Here is a 16,755-nt window from a genome sequence, read left to right on the forward strand (position 1 = left end):
GCGAATAATTCGATTGAAAGTTGGCCGACTTTCGAGGAACTATTCACCAATCGATATGAAAATACAACTTTTAGCAATGTTAGGGGTTGGTCTTCTGACGTGTGCTGTTCACGCCGAAGACCAGAAGGCCAGCGACAAAAAGGCGGCCTTCAAGGATGACAAGGAAAAGGTGAGCTATGCCATTGGGCTGAGCACCGGCGGCAATATCAAACGGAATGACCTTGAAGTAGATGTGGATGCGGTTGTAAGGGGGTTAAAAGATGGCATTGCGGGCCAAGGCCTTCTGAGTGAAACCGAGATGCGTGAGGTTTTCGGCAACTTGAACCAACAGATGCGTGCGAAAGCCGAAGAAAAGCGCAAGGCCGAAGCTGAAAAGAACAAAAAGGCTGGCGCTGACTTTTTAGCTGCCAACAAAACCAAACCCGGAGTGATTACCCTTCCCAGCGGATTGCAGTATAAGGTTATTACCGAAGGCAAAGGCGAATCTCCGAAGAGCGATGACATAGTCACGGTCAACTATCGCGGTACCTTGATCGATGGCACTGAGTTTGACAGCTCCTATGCGAGAAATCAGCCATCCAGCACGCCGGCGAACCACGTCATCAAAGGCTGGACTGAGGCGCTGCAGTTGATGAAGCCAGGTTCCAAGTGGCAATTGTTCATTCCTGCTGATCTTGCTTACGGTGATACGCCCAAACCACCAAAAATCCAGGCTGGTTCGACCTTGATTTTTGAAGTTGAGTTGCTCTCTTTCAAAAAGCCCGAGGCGCCAGCTCCCAGCCAGCCTCTGACGAGTGATATCATCAAGGTGCCTTCGGCTGAAGAGTTGAAGAAGGGCGCCAAGATCGAAACGATCAAGCCTGAAGATATCGAGAAGGAAAAGGCGAAGGAAAAAGCCAACCAAAAGTAAGCTTCCTTCGAATTCGGTCTGATTTCAGCCGCCGTTACTTTGAAGCCGTAACGGCGGCTTTTTTACGTACATGGAGCAACAGGGGCACGGAGGTTTGCCTGCCGGCTTGATTCTCGACAGCATAACAAAGGCGGTCCATGTCTTGAACCCATTTGGCTGCGGTCAGGAAGATTTGACGTTCGCTCTCGCCCTTGGGAATGAGAACGCCGCTCAGGCCGATGTTATCCACGATGACGCCATGAGGCAGGTTTTCAACGGTGAAGGTGATCAGGTCTTCATGTCCGTTGCGAATTACTTTGAGCCAGGCAGGGATGCTCTGGCCGGGAGCGATGGTGAGTTCGAAGGGTTTCGGGATGGCCTCTGAATTTGTGTGCAGGATTCCCGGGCCGGCGGCGGGTTCCAGCATCACCCAAAGTTTCGGTTTTTCGCCCAGCTTAATTTTTCCGAAATTGTTTACCTCTTTGGTGATCTTTTGGCCATCGACCATCGCGGTAGCGATTACCTCGGTCATCGGTTGATTGGTTTCGTTTGGCTGGACGGCATCCAAAGTGACATTGAGGGTGCCTTTGGCTTCGTTGTGACCGGCTTCGATCACCAAGGGCGTTGAGACGATATAGCCGGGGGGCAGGTTGGTTATGTCCACCCGGATTTCATCTTCAAAGCCATCGATGCGATCCACGGAGACGGAAAAGGCCTGGCCGCTGCCTGCAAGAATGGTGGGGTTTGCGCCGTTGAGAGTGACTTTAAAATCCGGCTTTGCTTCCCGAAGGACCAGACGATATACAAAGCGATCTCCGCTCAGGCCGCGGGTGTCGGTTACCCGCACCAGATAAGTGCCATCAGCGGGAGGGTTGAAGTGAAGGCGGGAGTCGGTACCAATCCGGCGTTCTCCGTCATCATCGTTTTCATAATAAACCGGGAAAATGGGCAGACCATTGTTATCCAGCTTTTCGCCCGGCTGATGTGGTTCAACAATATAGCCCACCTCATCCAATGCATGGGAAGTGGCGGTGGTGTCGAAGTAGGCCCGGCGTTTGCCATTGGCAGTGTACATCAGCATGTCGGAGTCTGGTCCCTGGGGCATGCGAAAGAGGCGGCTAACGTCACCCTGCATGTAGTAGTATTCGTTCAGCTCCATCTCGGTCCAGTTATCCAGGCGCATGCCCGCGCCATTGGAGTCGATGGCGCGGAAATTGATCGCTGAGTTGCGGACTGCCTGAAGTTCCAAGCGTTCCACGGGTTTGCCGTCCTCGTGCAGGATCTCAATTTTGGTATCCGTCGGTGACCCGCGCTGGGCAGCGACGGTTTCGATGATCCAGTGCTGGCCTTTTTTAGCTGCGAATTTATAGATGTCGGCGTCCGGTTGACCGGAGTTGTTCCAAATGCGTCCATCAACGGCACCGGGCGCGGGAATCATCATGGCCTGTTGAGGAGTGTCATTTGGCTCGGTTTCGACTGACTCGGCTTCGTTGCCAGTGAGGACCTTGAAGCTTTTGCGGCTGCGGTATTGCTCAGGACTTACCGGGACCTCTACTTCGCCACTGGCTCCAGCCTTTACCCTTACTTTGTGGGACGGCGGGAGATTGAAGCCAGTCAACTCCACTTCTGATTCCTGGTTTGCGGGCACGCTTAACGGATAGCAGCCCACGACCTCCGGAAAACTTCCCATCGAGAGACGGTAGAAATGCTCCTTCGAGCCAGTGGCCATTTCATCGGTAACACGAATGTGGTAACGTCCACGGGCGGGGATCTGGAAGTGAAGCAATGGATCGCCACCATCAAAACCATTGTTGGAGGCCAGCAACACACCTTTGTCATTGAAGAGATTCAACGCCGCACCGGCCTTTGAGCCAATGCTTTTGGCATTTACATCAAACACGATCGTTTCGCCCGCGTTGGCTTCGAATTGGACTTCATCGGCATCTCCCGCGGGATCGAGGATGCCCCAGAAGCTGACTGGCAGCTTCAGCACCGGGCTTTTATTTGTTGTCGATTCATAAGCTTGTGGCAGGTCATCGACGTAAAGTTTCATCTTGCTGCTTTCGGCTTTGTCATTTTTAACCGACAGATCGTATGAGTTGCGCGGGAGGTCGGCCGGGGCGATCACTTTGATCCAGGCCGAATTGGTTGTGGTCTCAGCCGTGCGGATGAATTCACCTTTGAGCTTGGGGTTGGAGAACTTTAATTCCGTGAGGTCGACAAGATTCGTGCCGATGAGTTTGATTTCGGCGCTGCTGCCTCGCTGAATGCCGCGCGGTTCCAGTTGGAAGATTTCCGGTTGGCCGGGTGGAACCTTCATCCTCTTTTCGGCTTCCTTGGCTTCCCTGGCCGCCTTGGCTTTTGCTGCGGCGGAGGTGTTGAGGGCTAGCAGCGCAGCCAGGCAGATGATCAATGATTTTGTCAGAACATGCATGGCTATTGGGAACTAGTGGCGACCCTGGTTTGGGCGTTTGCTGCGGGCTCAAGCTGGGCGGTTAAATCTGAAGCCAGCTTGCCGGTCGTCGTGTCGTAACAACCGATGGTGCCATCCATGCGGCCCACCACGAGGGTTTTGTCGTTTGCCACGAAGGTCACGGCACGCACCCAATCCGGTTGGACTTCGATCAGCGCACGTTCGGTCAGCTTGTCTGCGTTCCAAAGTTTTACCGTGCGATCTTCGGCGGAAGAAACCAGGGTTTTTCCATCACTGGAAAAAGCCAGATTCAAGATGGAGCCCTCATGCGCGAATTTGGAGTCGAGCAGCTCGTTCGTGGTCTCCGCGGCAGTTTCGCTGATTTGCCAAATACGGATGCGGTTATCCACGCCGCCCGCCATGAGGCGCTTGCCATCGGGGCTAAAGGCGACGGCGTACACTTCCTTCGTGGGTTGGGATAACGTGTCGCGTCGCTCTCCGGTCGCGACATCCCAGAGTTTCACGGTGCGGTCGGCGCTTGCGCTGGCGAGGATTTTGCCGTCGGGCCGAAAGGCGAGACCAAAGATGGCGCCGTTGTGGCCGGAGAGAGTTTTGATTTCCTTGCCGGTTTCGACATTCCAAAGAATGATTTTCTGATCATAGCTGCCGGTGGCGAGAATTTTACCATCAGGTGAAAGTGCGAGGGCATAGATGGCATCCTTGTGGCCGGTGCAACGGTGGACTACCGAGCCATCAGCCACCTTCCACTGATGCACCTCTCCGTAAATGCCAGGTTCGCCGGAGGCAGTGAAGACAAAATTCCCATCGGGCGAGAAAGTGACGCCATTTATATTGCCGCGCGGACCCGTACCTGTCCATTTACGAGGAGCGGAATCCTTCAAAGACCGCAGTTCCACTTCCCCATATCTGCCAACGGCGAGGAGTTCGAGATTTGGCGCGTAGGCAAGCGACATAATCGGCTTGCGTGGAGCAACCTTCAGGGCAATTTTGGGCACTGATAATTCTCTGGTGGCAATCGTGCCGAGCGGTGGACCGTGCGCGCCAGCGTCAATCCAGGCTTTGATGGCGGCGATTTCAGTGGCATCCAGTTTCGGTCGTTTACCCGGAGGCATGATCTTCTTTTTGCCCTCCTTTTCGAAACGGCCTTCGATCATTTGCACGAGCAAACTATCCGCGCTTTTGCTGGGGACCAGTGCCGCACCGATTTCGCCACCTTTCATGAGGCTCTCGAAATTCTCCAGCACCAGTTTACCTTCGGGGTCCTGCGAACCGTGGCAATCGAGGCAATGCTTTTGGAAAATGGCATCCACGGCGGCATAATCGTTCGTTGAGGAATTTTCCGCTTCCGCGTTAACGCAGATGAGAGACAAAATGGAAAGCAAGGTGCTGGAAGCGAGAAACAGCTTTGTGCCGTGAAGGTTCATCCGTGATGGCAATTAATATCAATGGTTGAAGAGAAATTCCTTGCTGCTGAGGAGCGCCCAATAGATGTCCTCCAGAGCGGCACGTTTGTCTTTTTCCCCGGCCTGATCAATCGTCGCCACCATTTTTTGTTTTTCCGTAGCCGTGGGAAAGCGGGAGAGAGAGGTGAGGTAGGCATCTTCGATGATCTTGTCTGCAGGAATCTTGTCGGCCATCCATTTGGCAATGATGTTTTCCTTGGCTTCCAATTTTTTGTTGAGAGTGGTGCCGTTGGCGATGTGCAGGATCTGGGTCACGTTGGGTTCGGCAGTGCGTTCGCATTCGCAGGTTTTCTCCCGGTCGGGACGGCCGAAGGATTTTAGGAAATAGGAATCGACGTTGGAATCGGGCAGTTGGATGGCTCGCCAGCCTTTGGGATAACCCTTGAAGTCACCAGAGGTGGCGGTGGCCTCGGAGAGGGTGTCGAGCAACACTTCCGCCATGAGTCGGCGCGGGTAATAATGAGAGTAAAAGCGGCTATCATCCTCATTTTCCTTCAGTGGGGTGCTGGTGCGCTGATAGGTTTCCGATTGCAAAATGGTCCGCATCAAGGCTTTCAAATCGAACTTTTGGTCTGCAAGATAATTGGCGGTGGCGGAAAAGAGTTTTTCATTACTCGCGGGATTGGTGACACGCAAGTCATCCACATTTTCCACCAGACCGACGCCGAAGTAGTTTTTCCAAATACGGTTTACGATGGCGCGAGTGAAGTAGGGATTGTCACGGGATACCAGCCAATCGGCAAAGTGGTTGCGACGGTCTTCGGTGGATTCCAAGGACATTGGTGTGCCGTCCAAAGGTTCGGGAGGTTGGGGCTTGCCGGTGAGAGGCTGGATTAAATCACCCGTGCTGGCGGCGAAGACAATGTTTTCGCCTTCGACGGGGCCGTTTTTGGTGCGGACGCGCGCAAAGAGATTCGCCATTTTATAATATTGATCGTTCGTCCATTTCTCCATGGGGTGGTTGTGGCACTTGGCGCAACCGATTGACATGCCGAGAAAAGCCTGGGAGGCAGTCTCCGCCATCAATCGGGGATCGTCATGCAGCACGTAAAAGTTCCCAGCACCATTCTGAAGCGTGCTGCCGCGCGAGGTGATGAGGTCGCGCACCATTTTGTCCCAGGGAGTGTTGGCCGCGACGTTGTTGTGAATCCAATTGTAATAGGACCACATAGCGGCGGGCTTCAGTTTCTTGCTTTGGACCAGCAAGAGATCGGACCATTTGTAGCTCCAGTAATCGACAAACTCAGAGCGGTTGAGGAGCGTTTCAATCAACTTGTCGCGCTTTTTGGAATCCTTGTTCGTGAGAAAATCTCGGGTTTCCTTTTCGGTGGGGAGGATGCCGATGGTATCGATGAACGCGCGGCGGATGAACTCGGAATCAGTGGATTTGGGAGAAGGCGGTAGATTCAAGCTCTGCAGCTTCGCCATGACCATTTGGTCGATGAAATTCCTCTTTTTTGCCTTCGTGAAGAGGTTTTTCTCCACTTTGTTTGTGTAAGGAACGGTTGCGGTGGAAACGGCGATGCGACTCAAGTACCAGCCCGTGATGGCACCTTCACCGAAGCCGATGGTCTTGACGAGGCCGTTGTCATCGACTTGAGCGACAGAGCCATTGGCGGAGGTGTATTTGACCCAGTGCGTGACGTCTTCGGTGTGGCCATCGGAGAAGTGAGCGAGGACATTGAGCTGTTGCGTTGCGCCGGGCGTGGCGATGAAGTGTTCCGGCAGGAATTCAATGCGCTCGATGCGTGGTTCGTTTTCTTTTGGGCCGGGAGTGCCGGAGGCGATCCAGTCGGCGAGGATTTTGTAATCGATGGAATCGACTTCGAAACGTTTGCCGCCTTTGTGGGGCACGGTTCCGGTGGGCTTGAGCAGGATGAGGCTGCGTCCGGGATCGCTGGGGACGATGCGGCGACCGATGGCGCGCCGGGTAAGGGTGAGATAATCGCCTTCGTTATCGTAGCCGCGCAGGGAGAGTTTAAAACCATTCTGACCGGCAGCCGCACCATGACAGGCACCGGCGCTACATCCAGCCTTGGCGAGGACTGGTTGCACATGATTGCGGAAGCTCCACTCGAACGGTTTGTCCATGTTCGTGACCGTGACGTCAGCCTTGGCGGTTTGTTTGCCGACCCTGGCTTGGATGGTGACGGTGCCGTTTTTGAGCGGCAGGGCGATGCCATCCTGGATTTTCAGAATGTGGGGATCGCTGGATGTGAACGTGATGGCGTTGGTAAACTGGCCGACGAATTGGTTGTCCTTGAAGTTCTCGACAATCAGTTGTTGATGGGCGGCGCTGCCACTGAGTTGGAATTTGGAGGGAAGGATGGCGATGGAGTCAGCGGCATGGACCTGTTGGGAAATCAAGACGCCGAGACAACACGCAAGGGCATGGATGCTTTTGGAAAACATGGCCTAGAAAAGTTCCTTGATGGCTTGCGTTCCGTAATCGACGAGGGAGAACGGGCGGCCTTGCGGGCCGGGCAGGTGGGTGGTCAGGTCCAAACCAAGGGAATGATAAATGGTGGCGACGATTTCAGCGGGGCTCACCGGGCGTTCGGCAGGGTAAGCGCCGATTTCATCGCTCTTGCCGACGATGCGGCCGCCTTTGACGCCGCCGCCTGCGAAATACATGGTCCAACACTGTGGCCAGTGATCACGACCACCGGCAGGATTTACCTTGGGAGTGCGGCCGAACTCGGCGAGGTTGCAAACCATGGTGTTGTCCAAAAGACCGCGTTGGTGGAGGTCTTCGATCAAGGCGCTGTAACCCTGGTCATACATCGGCGCGACGATGTCCTTCATGCCCGCGATCGAGGTGAAAGGTTTCGAGCCGTGGATGTCCCAGGTGATTTCGCCGAAGACGGTGATGAAAGTATTGATGGTGACGAAGCGGACACCGGCCTCGACGAGACGACGAGCAAGCAAGCAGGATTGGCCGAAGCGGGTCATGCCGTAACGTTCGCGGACTTTCAGCGGCTCTTTGGTGAGATCGAAGGCTTCGCGCGCCTTGGTGCTGGTCATGAGACGATAGGCGGAGGCGAAATTGGTATCCATCAATTGCGCGCTCGGATTGGCCTCGAAATTTCTGACGGCATCATCGACGACGTCGCGCAATTCACGGCGGCGTTCGAGTCGGACTTCGCCGATTTCAGTCGGCGGGAGCAGGTCGGGCACCTTGAAATCTTTTTTGGAAGGATCGGAATTCAGGACAAAGGGATCGTAGGCCTTGCCGAGAAAGCCGCCTTCCTGGCCGTGCGGCATGTTGCCGCCGGTGGGGCCCATGGGCTCGGGCAGGAGGACGTGGGCGGGCAGTTCGTTGCGACGGCCTTTCAGAAACTCCAAAGCGCAGCCAGCGTGCGGGGTAATGATGCCACCGGTAAAGAGGCGACCGGTCTGCATCATTTGATGGCCGGTATCATGGACGGCGGCGGCGGTGTGGTAGCAACTGCGGACGAGGGAAAACTTGTCCGCGATTTTGGCGTGCAGCGGGAAAATCTCGGAGATCTGGATGTCAGGGTTGTTGGTGCGGATGGGCTTGAAGGGACCGCGAATCTCGGACGGGGCGTTGGGCTTCATGTCCCAGGTATCGATCTGGCTGGGAGCGCCCAGGTTGAAGATCATGATGCAGGCCTTGTCATCCTTGGGATTGGTGGCGCCCATGGCCTGCAGCGCGGCGAATTTCGCCATGGTCAGGCCGATGGCCCCGAGCGCCCCCACCTGGAGGAAATCGCGACGGGTGACGCCGTCGCAAGTTGTAATCGAACCTTTTCCAGAGAATTTAAGCATGGCGGTACAGGGTTTGACGCACTTTCATCCAGCTAATTCATGGTAATTTATGCCATTCGGGCGACAGAGTAAAAGAAATCTTGTGTGGGGTGGGTTACATGATTGGGTGATTATTTAATACCTGAGTATGTTTCGTTAGATTGTGGCCACAAGAAAGCGCCCTCCTAAATCTCGCTAGAGCCAGCCTGTCGCCATTAAAGGATGGTGCCTGCGGCCTCCGCCTTGCCTCAAACCAAAATCCCTCCTGCGATTCGGAAATTTCTTCCGGTATTCGGTATATGATATCGCAGCTCATTAAAGACCTTTGGATGTTGCAGTGGACGCTGAACGGATTTCTGGAGGAGGCTGGATGACCAAGTGAGTTCAGTGCAATGCATTGTAAATATCAAGAGCCGCCCTTTACGCCTCTTTTATTATCCGGGAAACAAGGTCTCGGTTCCGGAAAAGTTAGCTCTGTTCATCCGTGTTCGCCTGTGGTTTTAATACTTTCGTAAATGGGAACACATTACATTCAGGCTAATACCGACGGGCGATTGCATCCGGCCAGTGAACCTTCCATCAGCCCCTTGAATAGAGGGTTTCTGTATGGCGACGCGATTTACGAAGTGTGGCGCACTTATGGATGCACTATTTTTGCCTTCGAGGAACATTGGCAGAGATTGGAGCAGTCCGCCCGCGCCCTGTATATGGAATTGCCGCTCGACCGGGCGCGGTTTCTCGGAGAAGTCCGTCGCACGGTGCAGGCGTTTTTTGAAAACAACGGGCAGGCAACTGAATTTTACATCCGGCTGCAAATCAGCCGCGGCGCGGGCGCAATTGGATTGGATACGGGATTGGCGGACCATGCGAGTTACGTCATTTTGGTGCAACCGCTCAAGGAGCAACCAGAGAAATGGCAGCAAAGCGGCATGCGCTTGAGCGTGGCGACCAGCCTGCATCGGTTGCATGCCGACACCGTTAATCCGGCATGGAAAACCGGCAATTATCTCAACAGCATTCTCTGCCTGCGCGAAGCTCGATCACGTGGCGCTGACGAAGTGTTGATGACGAACCTCGCGGGAGAGATCACCGAGGCCGCCGTGTCGAACCTGTTTTTCGTGCGGGACCAAATATTGATTACGCCTCCATTATCTGCCGGCATTCTTGCCGGGGTCACCCGCCGCTTCATCATTGAACAAGCGGCGCCAAGGGCGAATCTTCAAGTGCGCGAGGAGACCGTGCGGGTCGAAGAATTGAAAGCTTTTCGGGAATGTTTCCTCTCCTCGACAACGAAAGAAATTGCTTCGGTGGCAGCGATTGACGAAGTGAAATTTGCGATCGGTGAAAACGGTGTCGCACAAAAATTACGCGAGGCTTTTAAAGAATGGGTGCGGGAGTATCAGGCGGGCCATCCGGAGTTGAAAATCGGCGCTAAGCTTGTGCCTTGATTGCGCCTGCTTTCTTTAGGATTTCCAGGGTGGACTCCAGCGGCAGGGCTTCGACCGTGGCGCGAAATCCTTTGACGCTCGTGGCCTGGAACATTGAATTGCAAATCGCCTCTTCCGTCGCTTCCGCCACGGCTTGAAAGAGTGGCGACATGGCCGGATTGGAAAGTTCGGTGACGTGGTGCAGTTGTTCGTCAGCACGACGCCGGCATTCCAGCGCGGTGGAAAATGCGATGACGTAATCCCCTGAACCATTGGACATGTTTGAACCGGTTCGTGCCAGGCCGACCAGCGCCCGTGAGGCCAGGCGTTCCAAATTCCGCGCGCTCAACGGCGCATCGGTTGCCACGATGATCATGATGCTGCCGTCGCCTGAGTTGTTCTCTTTTTGCTGACGCGATAACTCGCGTCCGACTGGCACGCCGGCAATTGTCAGGTCGCCTCCGTAATTGCTTTGCACGAGCACGCCGACGTTGTGTCCGCCGGAGTTGGCCGGTAACTGGCGTGAACTGGTGCCGATGCCGCCTTTCCAGCCAAAGGCGACAGTTCCGGCGCCAGCGCCTACGGAACCTTCTTCCACTTTGCCGTCCGAAGCTTTTTCCAGCGCGCTCGTCACATGCTCCGGGCGAATGGGTCGCGAACGAATGTCGTTTAAAAGTCCGTCGTTGGTTTCGCCCACCACCGGATTAATCGAGCGAACCTGCTCCATGCCCGGCTGTGCGAGCAACCACGCGACCATCGCATCGGCGGCTTTCCAGGCGCTCAAGGTGCCGGTTAATAAGATGGGCGTTTCCAGTTCGCCGAGTTCCTGGACTTGGGTTGCGCCGATCAATTTGCCAAATCCATTGCCAACATGAATCGCCGCCGGGACACGTTCCTGAAAGAGATTGCCGCCATGTGGAAAAATGGCGGTGACACCGGTGTGCACAGAATCGCCCTCAATTACCGTGGTTTGGCCGACGCGCACACCTGGCACATCCGTGATTGCGTTCAATGGCCCTGGCGGGAGTGAGCCGATCATGATTCCTGCTTCGCGTATGCGAGGGCGCATCGGGTTGGTAGAGACTGGTGTCATAAAAAATGTCAGCAGCGCGGTGAAAATCAGGCGTTCAACTCATGATTGAATACTCGCTTCCGAATGTCCTCAAATATTTCCCCATATGGTTTTGTGCTCAAAGATGGCCGCAATCCACGAGCAATGCATTCCAAGGTGCTATCATGGAATGTGAAAATAAAATGCCGCTGCTTCGAGTCAGGAGTTTTTGGAAAAGCTACGCGATTCTGCTCGGTGATCAGCTTCACCCACGAGGAGTTGCGAACCTCGTAAACACCATAAGCGTCGAGCCCTGTTTCAGATAGCGGATGACCGGGAAGCGCCTCGTCGTTGGGATATCCAAACTTTGTAACCCAACACAAATCCAGCTCGATAATTCCGTAGCCAGCATCCTCACGTTTCCCGTCCGGGGTCCGACGCACGGCGCTAAACGTGAGAATGGTGGCATAGTCTGTTTGAAGTAGAACCGGCTCTGAAACAGCGGCCTCAGGCAAGAAGCCGATGTCGAGTGGCACTGCATATTCTTCCCCTTTGGCTGCAGCCAAGGCTACCTGCGCCGAAGTCACAGCCTCGAAAGCTTCCCCTAAATTAACATTAAGCTTGGCTCTCGATTTATCGAGAGCTTGCTTGAGATGTTGCTGAGCTGACTCCAGCTGCTTTTGGAGGGCTGAAATATCGCCGGAGTCTGGTGATGCGGAACTATTCATGTGCGACCTGTTGTTTGTGCAATCCATTTATATAGTCATCGCCGAAGGTGCCTTTAAAAATGAAGGATGTCATCGGAAGAGACATTTTGCTTTGAACAGGGCCAAAAAAGCGTGAAAGAAAATTCATGCGCAACGCAGTTAGCAGTTGGGCTCGCTGCTGCACTTGGTTGGGCCTCATTTCAGGATCAGGTCCTTCGAGTTGATGTTGTAGCCAACAAGTACCGCTTTGTCGCCGTCCATTTGGAACGTGAAGGTCTCAGTTCCTTTCCCATTTTCAAAGGTCGTTTTTTGTGTCATGACGACAGTTGTGGTGAGATTGAATGTCCGGACATTGAAGCCGGCGTTCGTGGTTTGTGTGACCTTGCCGAGTTTCCGGTGCACGGCCCCTACAAACTCGAGAAACTCCTTCTCCGTAGTGGCACCTTTTAATTTGGAATGACCTGCGGCGTAAATCTCGGTGAGTTTCCCGTCATTGTACAGCTTATGAAAATCAGCCACGCTCTGTTCGGCGGCTTCCTTGCCTTTGAACATTCCGCAGCCGGAGGCGACTACGGCGATGGTGAGAATGAGCAGAAACGATAATGTTTTCATAATTTTATAAAACGGGAAAACGCAAGCCTCAGTGGCGGCTCGCTCCAGTGTCATGGTTGGATCACCATAGGAACGCGAGCATTACCAAGAGAATCAAAATCCCGCAGACGATCCACTTCAGTTTCCTTCCCGTGAACCCTCCGTAACGTGTGAAGGCCTCCCCAGTTCTCGTCTGATTGCCCGTGCCTTCTTGTTGAAGTGCCAAGATACGCCCAGTATTGGCAGAGAGAGCAGTGTCGGCACGAGGAAGGTAATTCTTGACGAGTTCTCACTGGTTTTGTTCACATCGACCAACCCGGGATTAATAATCGGCATCAGCCCGGACACCAGCACGAATGCGCCCACGATGCCAGCGCACACGGCCACTGCTTCATAGGCATATGTTTTTTTCATTGTATCCAACTATTAAATTACAAAGAAAGCATTCCTACCAAGGTGATAATGGGCGACAAAGGTGGAATCGTTTCCTCGTTTCATTCTGAAGGTAGAATTATGTGTTGGAAAGGACGCGGTCAAGCGGAAATGACCAGGCTTGGCGGGGAGAGGGGGAGATGGGAAGCGAATTATCAGATTAGGACAAGAGGGGAGATGCTCGCTGGGCTCGCGCCGCCGGAGGCGGCAAAGTGTTTTTGGATTGGGGGGCGATTACCTGGGGCTCGCTGTGCGCTTCACCCCAGGCTGGTTTGGTGCGGACCTTTGGTCCTTTTAGCACGCGCCAGAACCAGATAGGGACTGACCGAATTGCTTTTTGAATGCAAAAGCATTCGAAATCCAGGTGCACGAAATGAAAGGATCGAGAGCAGCTCTGGATACACTTTGGCCGTCAAGGCAACTCAACCAGAAAAGTTGAGGCTGATAACGTTTGGACTGTTGATATCAGCATCTATCGGCAGCCCCTTTAGGTTGGGCTGTCGGTCAATGAATCTGGCGCAATCCGGCAACCCTTCTGCGTCAAACGTCAGAACCGACGACGCCAGACAATCCGCCCCCTGTCACTTTTTGAGGAAACCGGCTGGCCTTTTGGATTGCTCGGCAGCGGCAGCGTGCCATAAAACAAACGCGGTTTTCACTTTCCCCCCTGCAAGTAAAGGAACAGAATCTTCCGGATGAATTTAGTGACATTCCAGAATTCCGCCGACGCACGGATTTGCGGTGAACGCATGTAACGCTTAACACCGTCAACCGCTATTGAGGAATGGATTTGCCACGTCAATTTGCCTACGGTCCTCAATGGAAATTCATTTTTTATTTCTTTGTAGCGGGAATCGCATTGTTAGCTCTTGCTGGTGTCCACTTCGTATCTCCTACAGTCGGCATAGCACTAAGCTTTTTGCCTTTGTGTTTTGCGTTGGTGGGAACTGTACGTCGGTTGGTCTTTCCACGATTTCTGGAATTGGGGCAAGACACATTTTCGGTTTGCACTGGCTTTTTTCAGGCGCGAGTCACAAGGATTCCGTATGCCGACATCGAGCAAGCGTGGGAGGTCGTGGGGCCAAGGATGACCATTTTCCATTTACGAACCAAAGACCGCACAACTGAGATTCTATCCATACTGTTGCCCAACATGACCAGCTACGTTGCTGTCAGAGATTTCGTAAATTCACGCGTCAGGGCAAAAGAGAAGAAAGTCCAACCGATTGAAGACGGTAAATATTGCTTCAGGTGCAGCTATGAAGGCGATGGAGAGATATACAATTCCAACGGAGAAATTATTTGGCGCTTCAAAACATTGCACGCTCGCCCGCACTATCCGTATGGCTTTTTTCGATTGCCCGACTTTGTTGTGCATGACAATGCAGGTAAAGAGTTGTTCAGGATAAAGCTTGAGCGGAAATGGGCACTTGCTGAATTCGAGATGCTCGAAAACGGTTTGCCCGTCTCCACCATCAGACAGCGGAGCATATTGCGTAACAAATTCACGCTCGATTTCGTAAACGGACACAAATGGGTTTTCCGCATGCCGTTATTCACGGTAAGTTTCGGAGGTTTGTCGGAAACGGGTGAGGCAATTCGAGTTCGCCTCCACTCTCACAACGTCTGGTATGTGCTGATTGACCCAAAGGCGGACAATCCCCAACTGGTGGTTGCCCTTGCGTTCATTCATCGCGAGCGTCTCCGATTCAATTGACGATAATCAAACACTTCAATCCAAAGCGTGAGGAAAGACGCGGCAACGGGCCAGAAATTGGGCCAGAACCATTGCGTATGGCAGCCGCTTCGAGGTTGGCTGATTTCAAATTAATTTACTCGGGGTCGGTAGGGGCGTTGAAGAGGACGGTGAGTTTGATGCTGCCGTGGCCGTTCTGGGGGAAGTTGACGGCGGTGTGGTCGCCGGGGTTGAGGGTGGAGGCGGTGTCGTCGGGCGGGAAGACTTGGTCTCAGGACAGATCAGTGCGGAGCTGGGAGGAAGCAAGACGGGAACTTGATTATCAGATTTTCAAATTATCGGATTTTCAGGTTTGGGAGAGGGGAAACGAGGGGGAGATGCTCGCTGGGCTCGCGCCGCCGGAGGCGGCAAAGTGTTTTTGGATTGGGGACGATTACCTGGGGCTCGCTGTGCGCTTCACCCCAGGCTTTCACATGGCGGACTTTCAGCCCTTAAGAAGTTTGGTGATGAGGATTACCAAGGGCGGCACGCGATTGACGTGATTGTCCGCTGGCTGGTTTGGGGCAAGAGGGGGAATTTTTGATTATCGATTTGCGAGTTTTGATTGGGGGGACGCGAGGCCATGAAAAGGGAGGGAGTTTTTTAACCACGAAAGTCCTTCCGGACGGGGCCAGTACACGAAAGGGGAAGGGGAGGTGTCTGGTGGGATTAAGCTGTGGGGCGCGTGCGCGGGCGGAGGCAAGGGGAAAAGTTAGATCCTGATCTTTCTTCGAAAACGTGGATTGGGCTTCCGAGTGATTTCTTGTTTTCAAGTTAACTGAATTGGTTTTCAAATTCCACAGGTGATTGGTAACCCAAGGCGCTGTGGAGCCGCTTTGAATTATAGAACGTTTCGAGGTAATCGAAGATCATGAGTTTGGCCTCGCCGTGTGTGTTCGGGGGCTTGTCAAAACATTCGGTTTTGAGCGTGGCCATGAAGGATTCGGCCAGTGCGTTGTCGTAGGGATTGGCCGCCCGGCTCATGCTGGGGGTGATTTGATAATCGGCCAGTAGCGCGCGGTAGGCGCTGCTGGCATATTGTACTCCGCGATCGGAATGGTGCAGGAGCCCGGGCTGTGGAAGTCGCTCTTTTTGCGCGCGGGCCAGGGCTTCTGTCACCAAAAAGGTTTCCAGGGAGCTGGCCATGGACCAACCGACGACCTTGCGCGAACAGGCATCCAGGACGACCGCCAGATAAGTCCAGCCTTCGGCAGTGGCGATGTAAGTGATATCCACCACCCAGACCCGATTGGGCCGGTCCGGCGTCGGGACTTTGGCCAGCCAGTTGGGCGCGATGGGAAGATCATGATCGCTCTGGGTGGTGCGCGGGACAAAACGTCGTTTCTGCCGTGCCCGCAGGTGGTTTTGACGCATGAGGCGGGCCACGCGGTTTTTGCTGCAAGGCTCGCCCTGTCGTTTCAAGGCAGCATGAATGCGCGGGCTGCCGTAGGTGCTTCTGCTTTCCTTGAAGATCGGCTGGATTCGTTTTAGGAGCTTTTGATCCTGTTGGCGACGCGCCCCCTCGGGCTTGTGCTGGTGCGCGTAAAACCCGCTGCTGGTGACTTCCAATGCGTGGGCCAGTTCCTCGACCTGATAATCGGCTTTGAGAGTATTCATGAGTTGGAAGCGCCGGGCAGGTTCCCATCCGAGACAATGGCCAAGGCTTTTTTTAGAATGTCCCTTTGCCGGCGGAGGTAATCAAGTTCCTGTTTAAGCCGGCGATTTTCCCTTTGTTCGGGAGTTTCGGCAGCCAGCGTTTTGGGTTCGGAGAAGCTGCCACCTTGATTGACGCGAGCCACCCACTGCCCCAATGACCAACTGGAACAGCCCAGATCACCCGCCACTTCCCTGATGCTGCGACCAGACCGCACCAGTGCCACCGCGTTCTGTTTGAACTCAGCGTCGTAGCGCCGAGAAGACTTACCTTTCATTTCCATACCTTCCTTTCTACACCCGAAAGCCCTCTCAACAAAATCGAAGAAACCTCAAAGCCTTGCGAGTTAGTTGCCCAATAGGAGACGTGCGCTTCGCGCAAAGCAATCTCACTCCACCATTTAATTGATTGCTGGCGCAGGGGAATGGAGGCTTGGGTCGCGTACGCGAATGGGGGCATAGGAGGGATCGATGTCGCGGGCCATGTTAGTGCGGCGCCCACGGGACTGGTTCGCCCTACCCACGATGCTGGCGCGGGGGAATGGAGTCTTGGGTTTAAAGCTGGCGCAAATAACTGTGACAATTCTAACATAATGATTAAACAG

General features: G+C 54.0%; 14 protein-coding genes. 4 read left to right on the forward strand and 10 right to left on the reverse strand.

Going from position 1 to position 16,755, the window contains the following annotated elements; translation table 11 throughout:
• The first annotated feature begins 55 nt into the window (after nucleotides 1–55).
• The gene (gene bamJ, locus CFLAV_RS12825; RefSeq protein ID WP_040548491.1) at nucleotides 56–910 is read left to right on the forward strand and encodes a BamJ family beta-barrel-assembly machinery protein; all 855 of its coding nucleotides are present in this window, start codon (nucleotides 56–58) and stop codon (nucleotides 908–910) included.
• Between the two features lie 34 nt (nucleotides 911–944).
• On the opposite strand, the gene CFLAV_RS12830 is transcribed toward bamJ, so the two are convergent.
• From CFLAV_RS12830 to CFLAV_RS12845, 4 genes are read right to left on the reverse strand one after another with little or no spacing between them, the layout of a single operon-like run.
• Complete coding sequence (locus CFLAV_RS12830) at nucleotides 945–3,323, reverse strand: PPC domain-containing protein (protein WP_007415162.1); 2,379 nt, start codon at nucleotides 3,321–3,323, stop codon at nucleotides 945–947.
• A 2-nt stretch (nucleotides 3,324–3,325) separates the two neighbouring features.
• Nucleotides 3,326–4,747, reverse strand: a complete 1,422-nt coding sequence (locus tag CFLAV_RS12835) for a c-type cytochrome domain-containing protein (protein WP_007415163.1) — start codon at nucleotides 4,745–4,747, stop codon at nucleotides 3,326–3,328.
• Between the two features lie 18 nt (nucleotides 4,748–4,765).
• Entirely contained in the window at nucleotides 4,766–7,198 is a 2,433-nt protein-coding gene (locus CFLAV_RS12840) for a DUF1549 domain-containing protein (protein ID WP_007415164.1), read from the reverse strand.
• Between the two features lie 3 nt (nucleotides 7,199–7,201).
• On the reverse strand, nucleotides 7,202–8,575 hold the full coding sequence (locus tag CFLAV_RS12845) for a DUF1501 domain-containing protein (RefSeq protein ID WP_007415165.1): 1,374 nt from the start codon (nucleotides 8,573–8,575) through the stop codon (nucleotides 7,202–7,204).
• 494 nt (nucleotides 8,576–9,069) lie between these two features.
• Between CFLAV_RS12845 and CFLAV_RS12850 the strand changes: the two genes are divergently transcribed.
• Nucleotides 9,070–10,002 (forward strand): aminotransferase class IV, encoded by a 933-nt coding sequence (locus tag CFLAV_RS12850; protein ID WP_007415166.1) that lies wholly within the window; start codon nucleotides 9,070–9,072, stop codon nucleotides 10,000–10,002.
• Here CFLAV_RS12850 and CFLAV_RS12855 read toward each other — a convergent pair.
• From CFLAV_RS12855 to CFLAV_RS12875, 4 genes are all read right to left on the reverse strand, one after another.
• Nucleotides 9,986–11,074: a P1 family peptidase gene (locus tag CFLAV_RS12855; protein WP_150107402.1), complete on the reverse strand. Its 1,089-nt coding sequence runs from the start codon at nucleotides 11,072–11,074 to the stop codon at nucleotides 9,986–9,988. The two genes, CFLAV_RS12850 and CFLAV_RS12855, sit on opposite strands and share 17 nt — an antisense overlap.
• Nucleotides 11,075–11,100: 26 nt before the next feature.
• On the reverse strand, nucleotides 11,101–11,760 hold the full coding sequence (locus CFLAV_RS32270) for a hypothetical protein (protein WP_007415168.1): 660 nt from the start codon (nucleotides 11,758–11,760) through the stop codon (nucleotides 11,101–11,103).
• A 174-nt stretch (nucleotides 11,761–11,934) separates the two neighbouring features.
• Complete coding sequence (locus CFLAV_RS12870; RefSeq protein WP_150107403.1) at nucleotides 11,935–12,351, reverse strand: DUF4019 domain-containing protein; 417 nt, start codon at nucleotides 12,349–12,351, stop codon at nucleotides 11,935–11,937.
• Nucleotides 12,352–12,468: 117 nt separating this feature from the next.
• Nucleotides 12,469–12,744, reverse strand: coding sequence for a hypothetical protein (locus CFLAV_RS12875; RefSeq protein WP_007415171.1), 276 nt, complete (start codon nucleotides 12,742–12,744; stop codon nucleotides 12,469–12,471).
• Between the two features lie 802 nt (nucleotides 12,745–13,546).
• Between CFLAV_RS12875 and CFLAV_RS12880 the strand changes: the two genes are divergently transcribed.
• Together CFLAV_RS12880 and CFLAV_RS12885 are read left to right on the forward strand one after the other, a co-directional pair.
• A complete protein-coding gene (locus tag CFLAV_RS12880) occupies nucleotides 13,547–14,479 on the forward strand; it encodes an LURP-one-related/scramblase family protein (RefSeq protein WP_007415172.1) in 933 nt (310 codons plus the stop codon).
• Between the two features lie 77 nt (nucleotides 14,480–14,556).
• Entirely contained in the window at nucleotides 14,557–15,000 is a 444-nt protein-coding gene (locus CFLAV_RS12885; protein ID WP_007415173.1) for a hypothetical protein, read from the forward strand.
• 271 nt (nucleotides 15,001–15,271) lie between these two features.
• On the opposite strand, the gene CFLAV_RS12890 is transcribed toward CFLAV_RS12885, so the two are convergent.
• Nucleotides 15,272–16,114: an IS3 family transposase gene (locus CFLAV_RS12890; RefSeq protein ID WP_007414158.1), complete on the reverse strand. Its 843-nt coding sequence runs from the start codon at nucleotides 16,112–16,114 to the stop codon at nucleotides 15,272–15,274.
• Nucleotides 16,111–16,428, reverse strand: coding sequence for a transposase (locus CFLAV_RS12895; RefSeq protein ID WP_007414157.1), 318 nt, complete (start codon nucleotides 16,426–16,428; stop codon nucleotides 16,111–16,113). Before CFLAV_RS12895 ends, CFLAV_RS12890 begins: the two co-directional genes overlap by 4 nt.
• Nucleotides 16,429–16,755: the final 327 nt, after the last annotated feature.

This window comes from Pedosphaera parvula Ellin514 (assembly GCF_000172555.1).
GTDB lineage: Bacteria > Verrucomicrobiota > Verrucomicrobiia > Limisphaerales > Pedosphaeraceae > Pedosphaera.